13 protein-coding genes are annotated in these 16,121 nt (G+C 59.3%); 9 read left to right on the top strand and 4 right to left on the bottom strand.

Annotated features, from left to right (window positions below):
• The first annotated feature begins 110 nt into the window (after positions 1-110).
• Positions 111-4,001, top strand: a complete 3,891-nt coding sequence (locus FQ320_RS19015; protein ID WP_187393972.1) for a non-ribosomal peptide synthetase — start codon at positions 111-113, stop codon at positions 3,999-4,001.
• 130 nt (positions 4,002-4,131) lie between these two features.
• Here FQ320_RS19015 and FQ320_RS19010 read toward each other — a convergent pair whose 3' ends face one another.
• Positions 4,132-4,686, bottom strand: coding sequence for an AroM family protein (locus FQ320_RS19010; RefSeq protein ID WP_148474914.1), 555 nt, complete (start codon positions 4,684-4,686; stop codon positions 4,132-4,134).
• 12 nt (positions 4,687-4,698) lie between these two features.
• Here FQ320_RS19010 and FQ320_RS19005 point away from each other — a divergent pair, with 12 nt between their 5' ends.
• From FQ320_RS19005 to FQ320_RS18970, 8 genes are all read left to right on the top strand, one after another.
• A complete protein-coding gene (locus FQ320_RS19005) occupies positions 4,699-5,262 on the top strand; it encodes a hypothetical protein (protein ID WP_148474913.1) in 564 nt (187 codons plus the stop codon).
• A gap of 73 nt (positions 5,263-5,335) precedes the next feature.
• Positions 5,336-6,346, top strand: a complete 1,011-nt coding sequence (locus tag FQ320_RS19000) for an ABC transporter permease (protein ID WP_148474912.1) — start codon at positions 5,336-5,338, stop codon at positions 6,344-6,346.
• Positions 6,347-6,356: 10 nt separating this feature from the next.
• Entirely contained in the window at positions 6,357-7,256 is a 900-nt protein-coding gene (gene nikC, locus FQ320_RS18995) for a nickel transporter permease (protein WP_148474911.1), read from the top strand.
• Positions 7,257-7,258: 2 nt separating this feature from the next.
• A complete protein-coding gene (locus FQ320_RS18990) occupies positions 7,259-8,263 on the top strand; it encodes an ABC transporter ATP-binding protein (RefSeq protein WP_148474910.1) in 1,005 nt (334 codons plus the stop codon).
• Entirely contained in the window at positions 8,256-9,239 is a 984-nt protein-coding gene (locus FQ320_RS18985; protein ID WP_222861643.1) for an ABC transporter ATP-binding protein, read from the top strand. The genes FQ320_RS18990 and FQ320_RS18985 overlap by 8 nt, the downstream gene beginning before the upstream one ends.
• Positions 9,236-10,186, top strand: coding sequence for a LysR family transcriptional regulator (locus tag FQ320_RS18980; protein WP_148474909.1), 951 nt, complete (start codon positions 9,236-9,238; stop codon positions 10,184-10,186). The genes FQ320_RS18985 and FQ320_RS18980 overlap by 4 nt, the downstream gene beginning before the upstream one ends.
• 359 nt (positions 10,187-10,545) lie before the next feature.
• Entirely contained in the window at positions 10,546-11,451 is a 906-nt protein-coding gene (locus tag FQ320_RS18975) for a DMT family transporter (RefSeq protein ID WP_255509610.1), read from the top strand.
• Between the two features lie 707 nt (positions 11,452-12,158).
• Positions 12,159-12,725, top strand: a complete 567-nt coding sequence (locus tag FQ320_RS18970) for a 1-acyl-sn-glycerol-3-phosphate acyltransferase (RefSeq protein ID WP_255509609.1) — start codon at positions 12,159-12,161, stop codon at positions 12,723-12,725.
• A 228-nt stretch (positions 12,726-12,953) separates the two neighbouring features.
• On the opposite strand, the gene FQ320_RS18965 is transcribed toward FQ320_RS18970, so the two are convergent.
• The 3 genes from FQ320_RS18965 to ectB are packed head-to-tail and all read right to left on the bottom strand — an operon-like array spanning position 12,954 to position 16,085.
• A complete protein-coding gene (locus FQ320_RS18965) occupies positions 12,954-14,387 on the bottom strand; it encodes an aspartate kinase (protein ID WP_148474907.1) in 1,434 nt (477 codons plus the stop codon).
• Positions 14,384-14,785 carry an ectoine synthase gene (locus tag FQ320_RS18960; RefSeq protein ID WP_148474906.1) on the bottom strand — a complete coding sequence of 134 codons (402 nt, stop codon included), beginning with the start codon at positions 14,783-14,785 and terminating at the stop codon, positions 14,384-14,386. The genes FQ320_RS18965 and FQ320_RS18960 overlap by 4 nt, the downstream gene beginning before the upstream one ends.
• Before the next feature lie 7 nt (positions 14,786-14,792).
• Positions 14,793-16,085, bottom strand: coding sequence for a diaminobutyrate--2-oxoglutarate transaminase (ectB, locus tag FQ320_RS18955; protein ID WP_187393971.1), 1,293 nt, complete (start codon positions 16,083-16,085; stop codon positions 14,793-14,795).
• Between the last annotated feature and the right edge of the window lie 36 nt (positions 16,086-16,121).

Genomic DNA, 16,121 nt, shown 5'->3' with positions numbered 1-16,121 from the left:
TTATGCAAAACGCTATGGGCTCACAATCGATGTGCAGATCTTCGCGCGGATGAGGCAGTGACCACGATATGAATCACAGTTCTGGAGATCACCAAAGTCGGGAGTTTTCGTTGACGCCAATGCAGATCGGTTTGCTTTCCGAGAGTTTGATCGCGGCGCAGCCTTGGGTCAATCTGGAACAGGTTGTTATTCATTTTGGCAAGACACCGGTTTGCGAAGATCGGCTCAGGGCTGGCCTAAAGGCGCTGGCGACGCGGCATGATGCGCTGCAAATGATGATCCGGCGGGATGATACCGGCCGGCTGAACCAGCGGGTGAATCCTTCAGTCCACGTTCCTTTCAACCTGTCCGAAAAGGAACCTGCCTCGGACAAGGCGCGTCTGGACCAGCTTGAAGAGTTTCTGGACCAAGACCGCCTGCAGGGGTTTGATCTGGTGGACCATATCATGTGGCGCGCCAATCTGATCCGCTGGGGCGGAACGCATTGCGTACTGGTTTTGACGCTGCACCACGCCATTGTGGATGGGCGCAGCATGTCGCGCTTGGCGCAGGAGTTGATTACCTTCATGCAAACCGGTGCGTTGCCGCCTGCGAACCCCGATACAATGACCTTCGGAGATTTCTGCCGGGCGATCCCCGACTTGGTTCCAAATTCAAACGAGGCGGAGACGTATTTCAGCGCGTATCTGAAAGACACCGAGGACGCCGGCACTTTGACCTTGCCCGGGGGGGACGATGCGGACCCCACAGCGACGCGAAAGCGCCAGAAAACGCGGACGCTGACCGCCGATCAAGGCGCAATGCTCGGACAGGTGGCTGTGCGGAACGGGGCGACCATGGCCAATCTGGTGCAGGCCGTATGGGGGATCCTGCTGTCACGCTGGCAGGGGTGCGATGCTGTCACCTTTGGTGTTGTCAGGTCGGGCCGCCATGCCATGGCCAATTGTCACGATACCGTCGGGTGTCTGATCAATACGCTCCCGACATGCGTGCGCCTTGACCCCGATCTGACGGTGGCGGCTTTGTTGAAAGCGTTGCGCCAACACACACTGTCCTTGCAGCGGCTTGAACAAACTCCAGCCGAACTGATCCGCCGAAGCATTGGGCTGCATGGGGCAAAGCCGTTATTTTCAACCGTGATCATGTTTGAAAATGCCGGAGGCGAACGCCTTGCAGCCGAAGGTGCGCTCTCCGGAGGGGTTGAAAAGCTCGAACTGCGCGAAGAGGGCGGCATGCCCCTGATGCTTTCGGTCCATGCCGGCGATGAAATCAAAGTCCAGCTTGAGCATGACCCATCCGTTGTTGCCGATGAGGTGGCAGATCGGATGTTTGCGCATCTGATCCGGTTGATTGGCGCCATCTCCAAGGCCGATGGCAGCACCAAGATCGCGGCGCTTGAGATGTTGGACCCTGACGAGCGCGAAACGCTGCTTGGCTGGTCGATGCCGGACAGTCCGCTGGAAGACCCCGGCACCTGCCTGATCCAACGCTTCCGGGATGTGGTGCGAAATGCGCCCGATGCCGCGGCGCTGGAGGTTATCGGACAGAACGAGGTGCTGAGCTTTGCAGCGCTTGACCAGCAATCGGACCGGCTGGCCCGGGTCCTTCAGGATCATGGCGCAACCGCTGGTGAGATTGTGGCCGTCAACCTGAACCGATCCGCTGATTTCGTGATCGCAGTGCTTGCCACGCTCAAGACCGGGGCGGCGTTCATGCCGGTGGACCCGATACATCCCGACGCGATCCGCACGCATATGTTGTCGGACAGCAAGGCGCAGATCGTCATCGCGGCTGAGGGCGTGATCAGCGGCCACAAGACAACCCCGATCTCGCAAGAACCGGGCCCGGTCGCAGACCCCATTGCCTGCCCGGCGAAAAATACCGAACATCTGGCCTATGTGATTTACACTTCAGGCTCGACCGGCACACCAAAGGGTGTCCGGGTCTCGCGCGGCAATCTTCTGGCGCATCTGGCGGCGATGACAAAGGCCTTTGGAACAAGCGGCGAAGACCGGGCCTTGCAATTTGCCGGCCTGTCTTTTGACGTGGCCATAGAAGAGATATTCACCACGCTGATGTCAGGCGCGACACTTGTGCTGCGCAGTGCTGAGATGGCGGAATCGCCCTCGGTGTTTCTTGATCAGGTTGAGGAACAGCAACTCAGCGTGCTGAACATTCCCACAGCGTTCTGGACGGTCCTGACCAAGTATATGCGGACAAGCGGAACGGGCATATCGCCCTCTGTGCGTCTGGTTGTTGTCGGAGGCGAGCGTATCTCGCCGCAGATATTGTCGGAATGGTTGGAAATTGCGCCGGGGCCGCGATGGCTGAACGGCTATGGCCCGACGGAAACCACGATCACCTGCACCCTGTACGAGCCCGAGACCCAGCAATCCGACGAAGAGGTCTGTATCGGCCGGCCGACAGCCCATGCGCAGGCCTATGTCATAACGTCGGACGGCAGCCTTGCCCCAAAGGGGGCAATCGGCGAGCTGGCCATCGGTGGCCCTGCGGTCAGTCAGGGATATATCGGGCGGCTTGCGGAAACGGCGCGGGTCTTCAGGCCCAATGGGTTCGGCGCGAAAGGCCGCATCTATTGCACCGGCGACAGGGCCCAATGGCTGGACAGCGGAAATCTGCAATTTCTTGGTCGCCAGGACCGGCAGATAAAGCTGCGCGGTCATCGCATTGAACTGCGCCATGTGGAGCGAGCCGTGGAGGACTGCCTGCCCGGGGTCGAAACCCTGTGCGATGTGCTGGACAAGAACACGCCATCCGCCCGGCTTGTCGTGTGGATTGCATCCGCCACTGCCCCTGACCTGACAGCCGTTGCCGACGAGGTCGCAGCTTTGCTGCCCTCATACATGAGGCCGACGCTGGTGCACCTGCCCGAGTTCCCGCGCACACAAAACGACAAGATCGACCGTCGCGCCCTGCCCCGGCCCACAGCCACTCCGACCCGCGCCGCACAGAGCAAAACCACTGCCACCCAACTGGAAATCCAGATTTGCGAGACGATGGCCGAGGTGCTGAAATTGCCGCACATCGATCCGGATCACAGCTTTTTTGATCTGGGCGGTCATTCTTTGTTGTCGATCGAGTTCATCGGTCGGATCGAGGTCGCCACCGGGAAAAAGCTGGGCATCGTTGATTTTCGCGACAATCCGTCGCCCCGCGCCCTGAGCAAGGTGCTTGAAGCAGGCAGCCAGACCTCCCGACATATCATTCCGATACAACCGCTGGGCAGCAAGGCCCCGCTGCTGGCAATCCATATTCTAGGCGCGAATGAAGAGTATTTTCATCCACTGGCCAGACATCTCGGGCTGGATCAGCCGGTGATGGGGGTATCGGTCGGCTCTCTGGATGAAAACACGCCGACCGGTGTCGAATATACCGCCAGCCGGTACTGCAAAGAGATCAATCGCCGCTATCCGGATGGCCCGGTCCATCTTATGGCCGCATCCCTCGGCAGTTATATTGCGTTTGAACTGGCCCAGCAACTTCACGCCAGCGGTCGCACTGTGGGAATGCTCGCCTTTTTCGATGCTGCCGGTCCCGACGGGAGAACCGCAGTCAGTGGCATAAGAAAAATCGGTGCTCACCTGCGTCGCGCGCGATATTTCGGCCGGGACTATCCGGCGCAGATCATTCGCAACCGCATCCATGATTTCCACAATATGATCGCATCACGCCAGATCAATCGAAAATCCGAAGATGACGAGAACCTGACCCCGAGGACCGTGTTCGAATTTATCGCGTCGAATGAACAGGCGGTGCACGAGTATACGCCCCCGCCGGTGGATATTCCTCTGACGATCTTTCGTTCGAAGAGCGGTTTTTTCGACACCGAGGAAACTCTGGCCAACGGCCTGGGTTGGGCGTCGGTCGCGAGGGCCGGTTTCAAGGTGATTGATGTGCCCGGTGGCCATCTCACAATGCTGCAGGAACCCCACGTTGAAGCCTTGGCAAACGAGATAAAAGCGGTTTTGAAGTCTTTGTGATTTCGCGCGCCTGTGTTTCACGGCGCAGAGATCATCGACGCTACGGTGCTGAATTGTGGGTCTTGAGCAGCTCAGGAAAACACGCCGCTGGCTGAACAGCCGGGCTGCCCCCTACCAAATAGTTTGAGTGTCAGAATCCGCCGAGTTCGGTTGCGAACCGGGCGCAAACCGACACCGCCAGCAGGGTCTGGCGACCGTGGATCAAGTGAGCAATGTCGCGCGTGCGGCTTGTGTAACTGATGCAGTCATGCACCACGAGATCTGGCGCATGTGCGGCCATGTCACGCGCGGCGATGCGGATGGATTCATCGTCGGCCCCGGGGGACAGCGGCACGGTGATACACTCCCGCCCCGGCCTGCTCCAGCGCCGGCTGCATTCCGCAGCCTGCGCCGCCATCGGGATGAACACCCCAAGGCGGCCATTGCCGGGCAGGCAGCCATCGACCGCACCCGCCAGAAGGTCCGAGGCGAAATGTACGCCCGGCGCGGTCAGCGTCGGAAACTTGCCGGTGCAGCACACCACCGACACCGCAGCGTCGACGGCTTTTAGGTCGTCGAGGCGCCCCGCCATGCCCTTGATGACGGCGGCCTTGCTGATCAGCACCGAACGCCCGCTGGGCAGCGTGGTGTAAAGGGTATCGGCATCGCCGGTCGGTGCCGCCTCGGCGATGGCCGTGTCGTCCATGTCGATATCGACATGCCGCGCAAGGATCTGGAAAAGGCCCGCGAATATCTGGCCAAATCGGCCTGGCCGGACGGTGGAATCACCCTGGAATATGTCTATGTCCAGGGTCTGGAACAGCAGCGTCAGATGGGGCTTGCCCTGTTGAACAGCCTGCGCGATCTGAACATCGAGCTTGAGATGGTGCCGCTGACCTGGCCCAACATGGTGTCCCGCGCGTCAGACGTGGCCGAAAGCCCCGATCTGATGGCGATCTTCACCACACCGGTTTCAACCGATCCCGACGCGGTGGCGATCCAGTATCATCCGTCGTCGCAAGGCAAATACTATGCGTCGCATTTTCTGGAAGACCCGGAGCTGATCGCGATGATCGAAGAGGCCCGCAAGCTTTCTGAATGGGATCAACGGGCACCGATCTATGCCGAGATCCAGCAGCGGATCGTCGATCTGCAACCCGAGATCTTCGGCATGATGCGTCAACGCATGTTCGCCTATAAAACTTATGTCAAAGGCTACGAAGACAGCCCGATCCGCATGACGGGCGAGGTGGATCTCTATCCGCTGAGCATCCAGCCCTGATCCTTTCGGGCTAATATGACGGGGCGCCGCCAGGACGGCGGCGCCTGTTTCCATGCAACGGTCGGCAGGTGCGATGAAACGACTGATTATCAAACGACTGAGCCTGATGCTGGTCATGCTGTTGGGGCTGGCGGTTATCACCTTTACCGTGACCAACATTGCCCCCGGCGATCCGGCACGTCTGGCGGCGGGGCCTGATGCCTCGCAGGAGATGGTCGAGAAAATTCGCGTCGAGCGCGGGTTCGACCGCCCGCTGCCTGCGCGTTTCCTTTTCTATCTGGGGCAGCTGGCACAGGGCGATCTCGGCAACTCGGTCTATACCAGTCGCCCGGTCGCGCAGGATGTCGCGGTTTTCCTGCCCGCGACATTGGAACTGGTGTTGTTCTCGATTCTGATCGCCGTCGTCCTTGGTGTGCCTTTCGGCGTTCTGGCTGCGGTGTATCAGAACCGCCTGCCCGATCACGCGATCCGCTTTCTGTCGGTGTCCGGCGTTGCCTTACCGATGTTCTGGCTGGGTCTGATGCTGCAATGGTATCTTTCGCTTGAATTGGGGCTGTTCCCACTGGGTGGACGACTGGGAATTTTTGACGAGGTGCCGCCAAGGATCACCGGCATGATTACTTTCGATGCGTTGCTGGCGGGCGACCCGGCAACCGCCGGAAACGCGCTGAAACATATGGTCCTGCCCGCGATCGCGCTCAGCTTTCCGGCTCTGGCAGCGATCATCCGGGTGAACCGTGCCGAAATGCTCGAGGTGTTGGGCCGCGATTATGTGGTGAATGCCCGCGCCCAGGGAATCGGGCCGTTCAGGATTGTGGCCATCTATGCGTTGAAGAACGCGATCCTGCCGACGCTGGCGATGATCGGGCTGCGGTTCGGCTGGATGCTGGGGGGTACGGTTCTGGTCGAAAGCGTGTTCGATTTTCCCGGCATCGGACTTTACGCCGCCAAGGCTGCAATCTCTTCCGATTTCGAACCGATCATGGCTGTGACGCTGATTCTGGGCGCGGCCTTCATGCTGACCAACCTGCTGATTGATCTGGCCTATGCGCTTCTCGATCCGCGGGTGCGCAACCAGATATGAAAGTGCAAAGATGACCGACGCATCGCTTGAACCGCGTACAGCCGCGATCCGACCGCCCATGCGGTTTCGCGAGACGCGTCGCGCGATCAAGACCTATTCGCGCAGCTTTTCGTCGATGCTGGGCCTCGTGATCGTGGTGTTATTCCTGTTCATTGCCGCGTTCGGACCTTGGCTGGCCCCCTACCCGGAAGATGCCTATGGCGCGGTCGATTTCGCGGCAAAGCTGCTGCCACCGTCAGCCGAGCATTGGTTTGGCACCGATCAGGTCGGCTCGGACATCCTGTCGCGGGTTTTGATCGGCGCGCGCACCACATTGCAGATCGGGGTGACGGTCACCGGCATCGCGATTCTGATCGGCGTGCCCCTGGGTCTGATCGCCGGAATGACAAGCGGGTGGATTTCCGAAGTCATCATGCGGATCACCGACATCTTTCTGTCGATCCCCGGTCTGATTCTGGCCATCGCCATTGTTGGCGCACTTGGCCCCGGTATCCTCAATGCGATGATTGCGTTGTCGCTGGTCTGGTGGCCGGGATATGTGCGACTGGTGCAGGCCAAAACGCTGAGCGAACGCAACGAAACCTATGTGGATGCGGCGCGCGCCTTGGGTGCCGGTCCTCTGCGCGTGCTTTTCGTGCATGTGCTGCCGAACTGCCTGTCACCGATCATCGTCAAGGCATCGATGGATATGGGCATGGCGATTCTCGGGGCGGCATCCCTTGGTTTTCTGGGGTTGGGTGCGCAACCGCCCTATCCTGAATGGGGCGCGATGATCGCGACCGGGCGGGCCTATCTGCCCGACTGGTGGTGGGCGACGTTCTTTCCGGGTCTCGCAATCTATCTGACGGTTCTTGGCTTCAACCTTCTCGGAGACGGCCTGCGCGACGTTTTCGACCCGCGCCAGAGGTAAGCATGACCAAAGAGCCCCTTCTTGATATCCGCGATTTCTCGCTGGTGTTCGACACGTTCGACGGCACCTATCATGCCATCGACCGCGTGAACCTGTCGCTGCAACCGGGCGAGGCGCTTGGTCTGGTCGGGGAAACCGGATGTGGCAAATCGGTGCTGACTCGCGCCGCGTTCGGGCTGGTCCCGACACCGCCCGCACGGATCACCGGCGGGTCGGTAAAACTGGCCGGTCGCGAGCTGTTGGGCCTGTCCGACCGCGAGTTGCGCCAGGTGCGTGGCCGTCAGGTGGCGATGATCTTTCAGGATCCGATGACCTATCTGAACCCGGTGTTCCGCATCGGCACGCAATTGATCGACGCAATCCGCGCCCAATCGGGCGGGCGCATCAAACGGGTCGAGGCCAAAGCTATCGCGCTGGACATGCTGGAAAAGGTGCAACTGCCCAATCCCGAGCGCCAGCTTGCCGCCTATCCTCACGAGTTGTCGGGCGGGATGCGGCAGCGGGTGTTGATTGCCATGGCGCTGGCCGCAAAACCCCGGCTTTTGATCGCAGATGAACCCACCACGGCGCTTGACGTGACGATTCAGGCACAGATCCTTGACCTGATGGCGGGACTGGTCGACGAGATGGGGCTGACAATGATCATGATCTCGCACGATCTTGGCGTTGTGGCGCAGGTCTGTTCGCGCGTTGCCGTGATGTATGCGGGTAAAGTTGTCGAAGATGCGCCGATTGCGCAAATTTTCGACGCGCCGGCCCATCCCTATACTCAGGGGCTGCTTGCGGCGCTGCCGCACCCGTTCCGCCGTCAGGACCGGCTTGCGTCGATTCCGGGGACGTTGCCCGACTTGCTGCACCCGCCGTCAGGTTGCCTGTTCGCTGCGCGTTGTGCGCAGGCGGCCCCGGCTTGCGGCGTTCCGGTTCCCATGCGCCCGGTCGGCGAAGCGCACCGCGTCGCCTGCACCCTTTATGACGATGAACGCAAAAAGGAACCCGCCCATGTCTGACCCGGCGATGTTGGCGATCCGCGATCTGGACGTGCATTTCCCGCTGGTGAACGGGCAGTTGGTGCGGGCCGTCGAAAAGCTGTCGTTGACCCTGCGCGCCGGTGAAACCGTGGGTCTTGTGGGTGAAAGCGGCTCGGGCAAAACCACGGTGGGCAAAACGGCATTGCGGCTGGTCAGGGCCACAGCGGGCCAGATCGAAATTGACGGGATGGATGTGATCGGGGCATCAAACCGCGACCTTAAGAAGCTGCGTCAGAAGGCGCAGATCATCTTTCAGGACCCGCATTCGTCGCTGAACCCGCGCATGACGATCCGGCGTGCCGTGTCCGAGGGGCTGATCCTGAATACCTCGCTGCGGGGCAAGGCGTTGCGTGACCGGGTAGCCGAAACCCTGGACGCCATGGGGCTGTCGGCACAGTTTCATGATCGATATCCGCACGAACTGTCAGGTGGGCAAAAACAGCGGGTGTGTATCGCCCGCGCGCTGGTGCTGGAGCCCGATCTTTTGGTGCTGGACGAACCCACCTCGGCGCTGGATGTGTCGGTGCAGGCGCAAATCCTGGGCATTCTCAAGGATCTGCGCGCCACTCGTCCCGCACTGACACAGCTTTTCATCTCGCATAACCTGGCTGTAGTACGGTTTTTGTGTGAACGGGTGGCGGTGATGTATCTGGGGCGTATTGTCGAGGAAGGGCCCGTCGAACAGGTGTTCGATGACCCGTGCCACCCCTATACGCGCGCCTTGCTCTCGGCGGTTCCCGTCCCCGAGGCGCGGGCGCGCCCGGACCGGATGCGCCTGACCGGCGATATCCCCAGCCCGACAAACGTGCCGAAAGGCTGTTCATTCCATACCCGGTGCCCGATCGCTGAAAAAGGCCTGTGCGACACCACGCCGCCGCCCTTGCGCCGGACGGGTGAGGCGCGGATGGCATTGTGCCATTTCGCAGAACCGATGCTGGAGACACCGGCCACATGAGTTTTCCACTCGACCGTCTGGCGATGCAACTTGATTGGAACCTGCTGCTGACCTTCATGGTCATTGTGCAGGAAAGGTCGATCACGGCTGCGGCGAACCGGTTGAACGTGTCGCAACCCTCGGTTTCTGCGGCGCTGCGGCGGCTCGAGGAACGACTGGATCAACGGCTGGTTGAACGCGGCGGTGGTCAGGCCTTTCGGGTGACCCGGGCCGGCGAGGCAGTCTATCGCGAGGTGTTGGAAATCTATGGCGGGGTTGTGCGGTTGAACGATCTGACCGCCGACGGGGGCCGGGCCCTGTCGGGAACTGTGGTGGTGCATCGCTCGTCGCACCTTGAGATGGACGATATCACGCCGGTTCTGGAAGACTTCCGCCGCCAGCATCCCGATGTAACACTGTCGATCCGCTCGACGCCGTGCCACGAGGTCGCGCAGGCGTTGCAACAACGGGCGTCGTCGGTCGGCTTTTGCACCCGGGTCGACCCGACGATCCAACGGTTGCGGGCAAAGCCGCTGAGAAGTCAGGAATTCGGCGTTTATTGCGGGCCCGAACATCCGCTGTTTCGTCAGAAAGACATCGACCTCGCGGTTCTCGCCGCATCGGACGTGGTCGGCTATGAAGAGGACCGGATGGCAGGCGCGCTTTCGGCGCTCACGGTCTGGCGGGTGCGACACGGCATCGGCGACCGGGTGATTGCTGCGGCGACGGGCATTGTGGACTTGTCGGAACTGATCGAGAGTGGCACCGCCATCGGCTGCATGGCACGCGGACATGCCATTCGTTATGGTGCGCGGCTGTGGCAGGTACCGGTACCGGTCCCTCCGCCGCTGGTGGATGTGTTTTCGCTTGTGGATGCGGAACGGCACATGACCCCGGTTGAAACAGCATTGCTGACGCATTTGGAAGCCGCCGGACTTGCGACATTGCCGAGGCCGCGCTCGCTCTGAAGTAACCTCGTAAAATCCGGTCAGTGAAGTTGAGAAATACAAATCACCTGTGACCTTGATCGATTGATGGCGCATTTGGGCGGAACCGTGATGTCCGATTTTCTCTATCGCCTCGCAATATCAGGGACCAGAAGCCGAAAACGGGGAAACGAGATCTGGCAGACCCGGCGCAGCTCAGTGTTCCATGGCCCGTTAGATCCGGAAGGGCCGGTTTGCGCATTTGCACCGCATGACACCAAGCGGGATCGATGCTTCCACATTGACGGAACGGAACCTATCAGGCATCAGACCCGAAATGGACCAATGCTGATCTCTCGCTGAATGTGAGCGTCAGAGCGCAAGCCCGCATCGGAATACTTGTGACCCCCAAGATTGCGAATGACCACAGCGCCAACCTGCTTGGCAGTGTTTGGATGATCGCTGCGATGGCAATTTTTGCCATCGAGGACTCATTTATCAAGACCGCTTCCAAGACGCTTCCGATTGGTCAGATTTTGATCATCTTTGGCTTGGGCGGGGCGCTGATCTTTGCCTGTCTGGCGCGCCTCAACAAGGAGGCTCTGTTCAGTCGGGACGTTGTCTCACGCCCGATGCGGGTTCGCGTGGTGTTCGAAGTGGTTGGCCGCCTGTTCTACACGCTGGCAATTTCCCTGATCCCTTTATCGGCAGCGACTGTGATCTTGCAGGCGACGCCACTGGTCGTGGTTGCAGGTGCCGCATTGGTTCTTGGCGAAAAGGTGGGATGGCGCAGATGGACAGCCATTCTTATCGGTTTGGTTGGGGTTTTAGTCATTATCAGGCCGGGAACCGAGAGCTTCTCGCTGCTTTCGATCCTCGCCGTTATTGGAATGTTTGGCTTTGCCGGGCGTGATTTGGCCAGCAGGGCGGCACCTGCTTCGTTAAGCACTCTGATCCTTGGATTGTATGGATTTTTGGCGATTGTCGTTGCCGGCGTTGCATTTTCGGTCTGGCAATCGGCCCCTTTCGTACGGCCCGGCCTTGAGACTTCTTCCTATCTCTTGGGCGCTGTGCTGGCGGGCGTCACCGCCTATTCATTCTTGATGAAAGCCATGCGAACCGGAGAGGTTTCAGCCGTCACCCCGTTCCGATATACACGGCTGCTCTTTGGAATATCGTTGGGCGTGCTGTTATTTGGCGAGAAGCTGAGTTTTTCGATGCTCGTGGGATCAGGTTTGATCATCGTTTCGGGGCTATTCATTCATTGGCGTGGTCGACAGGTGAATATGCCGGGGCAGGATCTGTAGGGCGGCAGGCAAACCATTCCACACGAGGTTCCGAACCGTCTTTTTTTCCGGCAGAACAGTCCCTTACAGTTGATTGCCCGGGCTCAAGTCTTGATCTACGCTGGCCTATGCACTTGCGGCAAGGTGCCGCTCCGGGACAAAATCTATAAAAAAGTTGGTTCGTTCACTCGCTATCGGCATATGATCCTGCATATGCATCCGAGAGCTCACGATACCGTCGTCGTCGACCCAAGTCCTTGCAGAATAACCCCATAGGCCTCGTGTAGGTTCGACAATATAGTTGGAACAGTCTTGGCTGAGGCTTAAAGCGTTTCGAGTGAACCCAGGGCCAAGGCGGCCTCCGGGGAGCGGAATTTTGCCGCGAGCAGTCAAATTGACGAAGCAATCTATATCAAAGGAGGTGGTCCTGAGGGCCATGATCTTCTATCGAGAACTCGTAAACCAGTGCGCCTTGCGCCAGTTGTTCTGGTCCCAGTATCGCAGATCCCCCGCCTCACTTCGGAAAGTGAATCAGCGGCCAAGCCTAAAATCAGCGAGAGTGTTTCAACGGAATGAGTCCCATGCCTCAAAACAAATTGAAATCGCGCCTGTTCGACGCGTTCCTTGCCAGCTGGACCGTTTGGTTCGCTTTGGGAGTGCTGGGCCTCTGGCTCGTTGGGTCGCCGCGAAAGGCAATTCGGGCGGCAACCCGTCTGTGGGTGCGCGGGGTGCTGTTCGGGCTGAAGCATGTCGTTGGGCTGGACTATGTCGAGGTGGGGCGCGAGCTGATTCCGGCGGAACCCTGTCTTATCGTCTGCAATCATCAATCCACCTGGGAAACGCTCGCGTTTCTGGTTCTCTTTCCTGATGTAGCAATTGTCGCTAAACAGGAACTGCTGCGGATTCCGATCATCGGTTGGTACCTGCGAAAATCCCCGATGATCATCATTGACCGAGAGAGCGGATCCAAGGCATTGAAATCTATGCTGAAAGAGAGTCGTGAAGCGCTCGCAAGCGGTCGCTCGGTGCTCATTTTTCCAGAGGGGTCACGCATGAAGGAGCTTGAACCGATCAAGTTCAAGCGGGGTGTGGAGTTGCTGTATGCAAAGCTGGGAACGCCCGTGCTGCCCGTTCTGGTGAACTCGGGCAAATTCTGGGGGCTTGGCGGATCATGCAAACGTGGCGGGACAATCACCGTCTCGTATCTGGCTCCGATCCCAGCGGGAATGCCTGCAGAGTCGTTCGTTCGAAAAACCGAGTCACTGATGGAGGCAGAGCGGTCGAGATTGAGCTGACCCGCCCCATCAGGTGACGCGATCATCTGTCAGCTCGGCAAGGCCCCTGTGGATCACCCTGACGCGCATCCCCTGTGGCGGCGCCGGCCGCCTTGCTAAAGGTGGAATTGCTATACGGGCAAGATGCCGCGCAGGGCAGGCCCGGATGACCCGGATGACCCGGATGACCCGGATGACCCGGATGACCCGGATGACCCGGATGACCCGGATGACCCGGATTTCACTTGTCTAGGCAGCACATGTCAACTTTGGCCGAGCAAGTTCGATGAATTCGGCGTGCAGTGCCTTGATGACAGGTTGCAGCGCGTCGCGGTTCAGAATGAACTGCACGTCAACCTTTCGCGGCCCCTGACTGGCTCCGATGGTCGAGAGTCCGGCGTTGGCGATGGTTTCCAATCCGCGCTGGAGTACCGACAGACCCTTCAGGTCGCGCCCGATGACCGAGACCATGGCCAGGGTGCGGGTGGTGATCTCGGCTGCCGGAAAGGCCTTGGTAATATCCTTTTCGATCCGTCTTGTCGTCTTGAGCGAGGTGTCAAGGTAGTGCGTGATCGTATTGGCGTTCGAAACCTTCGACACAATCCGTGCATTATGGCGCTTGAGACACTCGAGGATTGCCACATCATAGCCTTTGACACCGACCATATCCTGTTCGAACACCTCAAGCGTCACGATGTCGAGGCCAGTGATGATCTCGACAGCAGGTGTCTCGGCCTTCCGGTCGTCAATCAGGGTGCCCGGATCGTGCGGTTCGAATGCGTTGGTCACCCGCAGCGGCACATCGGCCTGACGCAGGGTCTTGGCCGCCTTGGGATGAATCGCCTCCATGCCCATGTTGGCCAGTTGATCGGCAACATCATAATTTGTGCGCCCAAGCTTGGACACGTTCTTTTCGCCAACCAGCCGGGGGTCAGCGGACGAGAGATGGAATTCCTTGTGGATGATCGCTTCGCGAGCATTCGTCAGCGCGGCGAGCTTTGAAAAGGTCACCTCGGAATAGCCACGGTCGAATTCGCGCATCAGCCCCTCGGCGCACTGCGCATAACCGGTGACGATAGGCATCTCGGTATGAGGGTCGATCTTTTCCATCGCGTTGGCGATACGCTCGTGCAGGGTCACGTTGCCCTCGTCGCGCCAGCCCGACAGATCCACAAAGCGGGCGCTTATGCCCGCCCTTCGCAACAGCAACGTGGTAACGAAGGCCGAATGTGCCTCGCCCAGCCCCGAAAGCAGCTCGCGAATTTGCAGCATGTGCTCAGACAGCCGGAAGTGTCCGTATGCGCAAAGCCGTTGCAAGTCGATCAGGCAGTTGTGCGCCCCGACTGTCCTGTCAGAGACAAAACCATCTGCCTGTTCGATGTCCGCCGGATGATCGAGCACCTCCCGGTTCAGCTTTCGCATTTCGTCGGCGACCCGGGTGACCGCCTCTTGCCAGTGGTGCTTGGTGTCGGCGTTGATGAAATGGCCATAAACCCCGGGCGCGCCGGTTTTCTTGTCTTCCAACAACATATTCGTGATGCCGCCAAAAGCGGACACCACGAAAATGCGACCATAAAGTTCATCCCCGGTGCGGTCGCCCAAAAACAGCGTGTCCTTGAGTTCGCGCACCCGCGACATGGACGTGCCGCCGATTTTTTCGACCGTATGTGAAGAGCGGGTCATGATTGATTTTCTAGTTCCTCTGCCGGTGCATACGAGCCGTCTTCGCGATGTACTTCCGTACCGGTGACCGGCGGATTGAAACAACAGGCCATGTGCAATTCTTCATCGGCGCGCAGCGTGTGCTTGTCGTTCAGGTTCAGGGCATACATCACCCCCGGATGGATCTGGTGGGTCTCGCCCGTGGCGAGATCCGTGATCGACCCTTTACCCTTCATGCAATAGACGCTTTCGAAGTGGTGCTTGTAGTGAAACGTATGTTCCGAACCCGCCTGAAGAACGGTGATGTGGAAGGAAAAACCCATGCTGTCGTCGGCCAGCAACATGCGGGTGGATGTCCATTCCGCGTCTGCGATATGGCGGTCGGTGTTTTTCAGCTCGTTGTAATCTCGTACAATCATTGTGTTGTCACTCCGCCGCTATTTTCATTGTGTTGATCGCGTCGCGCGTTGCACGCATCAGGATGTCGAACCCTTCCGCAATGACCTTCGGCGAGGTCGTGAGCGGGGCCAGGAATTTGACAACTTCGCCGTTGGCGCCGGATGTTTCGATCACCAGACCCAGTTCATAGGCCCTTGCGCAGATCGTTGATGCCAGATCGCCAGACCCCACATCGACCCCCTGCATCATGCCGCGCCCTTTGAGCGTCGCACCTTCGATCAAGTCCGCCACAGCTTTCAGCGCATCGGTCAGCAAGACGGATTTTTCGGCAATCTCTTTTTCGAACGCGTCATCTGACCAGAATTTCTCGATCGCGACGCGGGCCGTCACAAAGGCGTGGGTGTTGCCACGGAAGGTGCCGTTGTGCTCGGCTGGCTTCCAGATATCATGCTCGGGCTTGATCAGCAGTGCCGCAAACGGCAGCCCGTAACCCGACAGGGATTTTGCCTGCGGGATCATATCAGGCTTGATTCCGGACTTTTCGAAGGAAAAGAAACTGCCCGAACGGCCGCAACCTGCCTGAATGTCATCGACAATCAGCAACGCCCCGTGCTTGCGGGCGATCCGCTCGATACCGCGCATCCAGTCATCGGAAGCAGCGTTCAGCCCACCTTCGCCCTGAATAGGCTCAAAGATGAAGGCGGCCGGAGCGTCGATGCCGGACGAGGGGTTCGACAGCATCGTGTCGATCAGCTCCAGCGTGTCGAAATTCTCGCCCATGGAGCCTTCGAACGGCATATGGGTGACATCAGGCAGCGAGACGGGCCCCGCGCCGTCCCGTTTGGAGGCATTGCCGGTCAGCGCCAGCGCGCCCATCGTCATCCCGTGAAAACCGTTGGTGAAAGAGATCACGTTGCGCCGTCCCGTCACCTTGCGGGCCAGCTTGATCGCCGCTTCCACCGCATTGGTGCCGGTCGGACCGGTCATCATCACCTTATAATCCATGCCGCGCGGCGTGAGGATATTGTCCTCATAAGCCTTCAGAAAGGCGCTTTTCGCATCTGTGTGAAAGTCGAGACCATGAGCGATGCCGTCGCCGGAAATATGCTCGATCAGCGCGGCCTTCATGTCAGGATCGTTGTGGCCGTAGTTCAACGAAGAACAGCCCGCGAGAAAGTCGATATAGCGATTGCCTTCAGCGTCAAACATTTCAGAGCCGCTGGCGCGCGTGAACACTGCGCCCATGTCGCGGCAATAGGAGCGCGCTTCGCTCTCACGGCGCGTGAAAATAGAAGTATCCTGTGCCATGTCTCTGGGCATGGTGAATCCTTTCCCGTTTAGGGTTTTTTGTCAGAA

The organism is Oceaniovalibus sp. ACAM 378 (assembly GCF_008085915.1).
Taxonomy (GTDB): domain Bacteria; phylum Pseudomonadota; class Alphaproteobacteria; order Rhodobacterales; family Rhodobacteraceae; genus Oceaniglobus.
Note: the sequence above shows the minus strand (reverse complement) of the source record. Positions and strands in the feature narration are given on the sequence as shown.

What these genes read in the sequence shown, in the direction of transcription:
- ectB (WP_187393971.1), bottom strand. Translation starts at nt 16,085, where the DNA reads ATGCCCAGAGACATGGCACAGGATACTTCTATTTTCACGCGCCGTGAG.
- FQ320_RS19000 (WP_148474912.1), top strand. Translation starts at nt 5,336, where the DNA reads ATGAAACGACTGATTATCAAACGACTGAGCCTGATGCTGGTCATGCTG.
- FQ320_RS18965 (WP_148474907.1), bottom strand. Translation starts at nt 14,387, where the DNA reads ATGACCCGCTCTTCACATACGGTCGAAAAAATCGGCGGCACGTCCATG.
- FQ320_RS18960 (WP_148474906.1), bottom strand. Translation starts at nt 14,785, where the DNA reads ATGATTGTACGAGATTACAACGAGCTGAAAAACACCGACCGCCATATC.
- FQ320_RS18985 (WP_222861643.1), top strand. Translation starts at nt 8,256, where the DNA reads ATGTCTGACCCGGCGATGTTGGCGATCCGCGATCTGGACGTGCATTTC.
- FQ320_RS19010 (WP_148474914.1), bottom strand. Translation starts at nt 4,686, where the DNA reads ATGGACGACACGGCCATCGCCGAGGCGGCACCGACCGGCGATGCCGAT.
- FQ320_RS18980 (WP_148474909.1), top strand. Translation starts at nt 9,236, where the DNA reads ATGAGTTTTCCACTCGACCGTCTGGCGATGCAACTTGATTGGAACCTG.
- FQ320_RS19005 (WP_148474913.1), top strand. Translation starts at nt 4,699, where the DNA reads ATGCCGCGCAAGGATCTGGAAAAGGCCCGCGAATATCTGGCCAAATCG.
- FQ320_RS18990 (WP_148474910.1), top strand. Translation starts at nt 7,259, where the DNA reads ATGACCAAAGAGCCCCTTCTTGATATCCGCGATTTCTCGCTGGTGTTC.
- nikC (WP_148474911.1), top strand. Translation starts at nt 6,357, where the DNA reads ATGACCGACGCATCGCTTGAACCGCGTACAGCCGCGATCCGACCGCCC.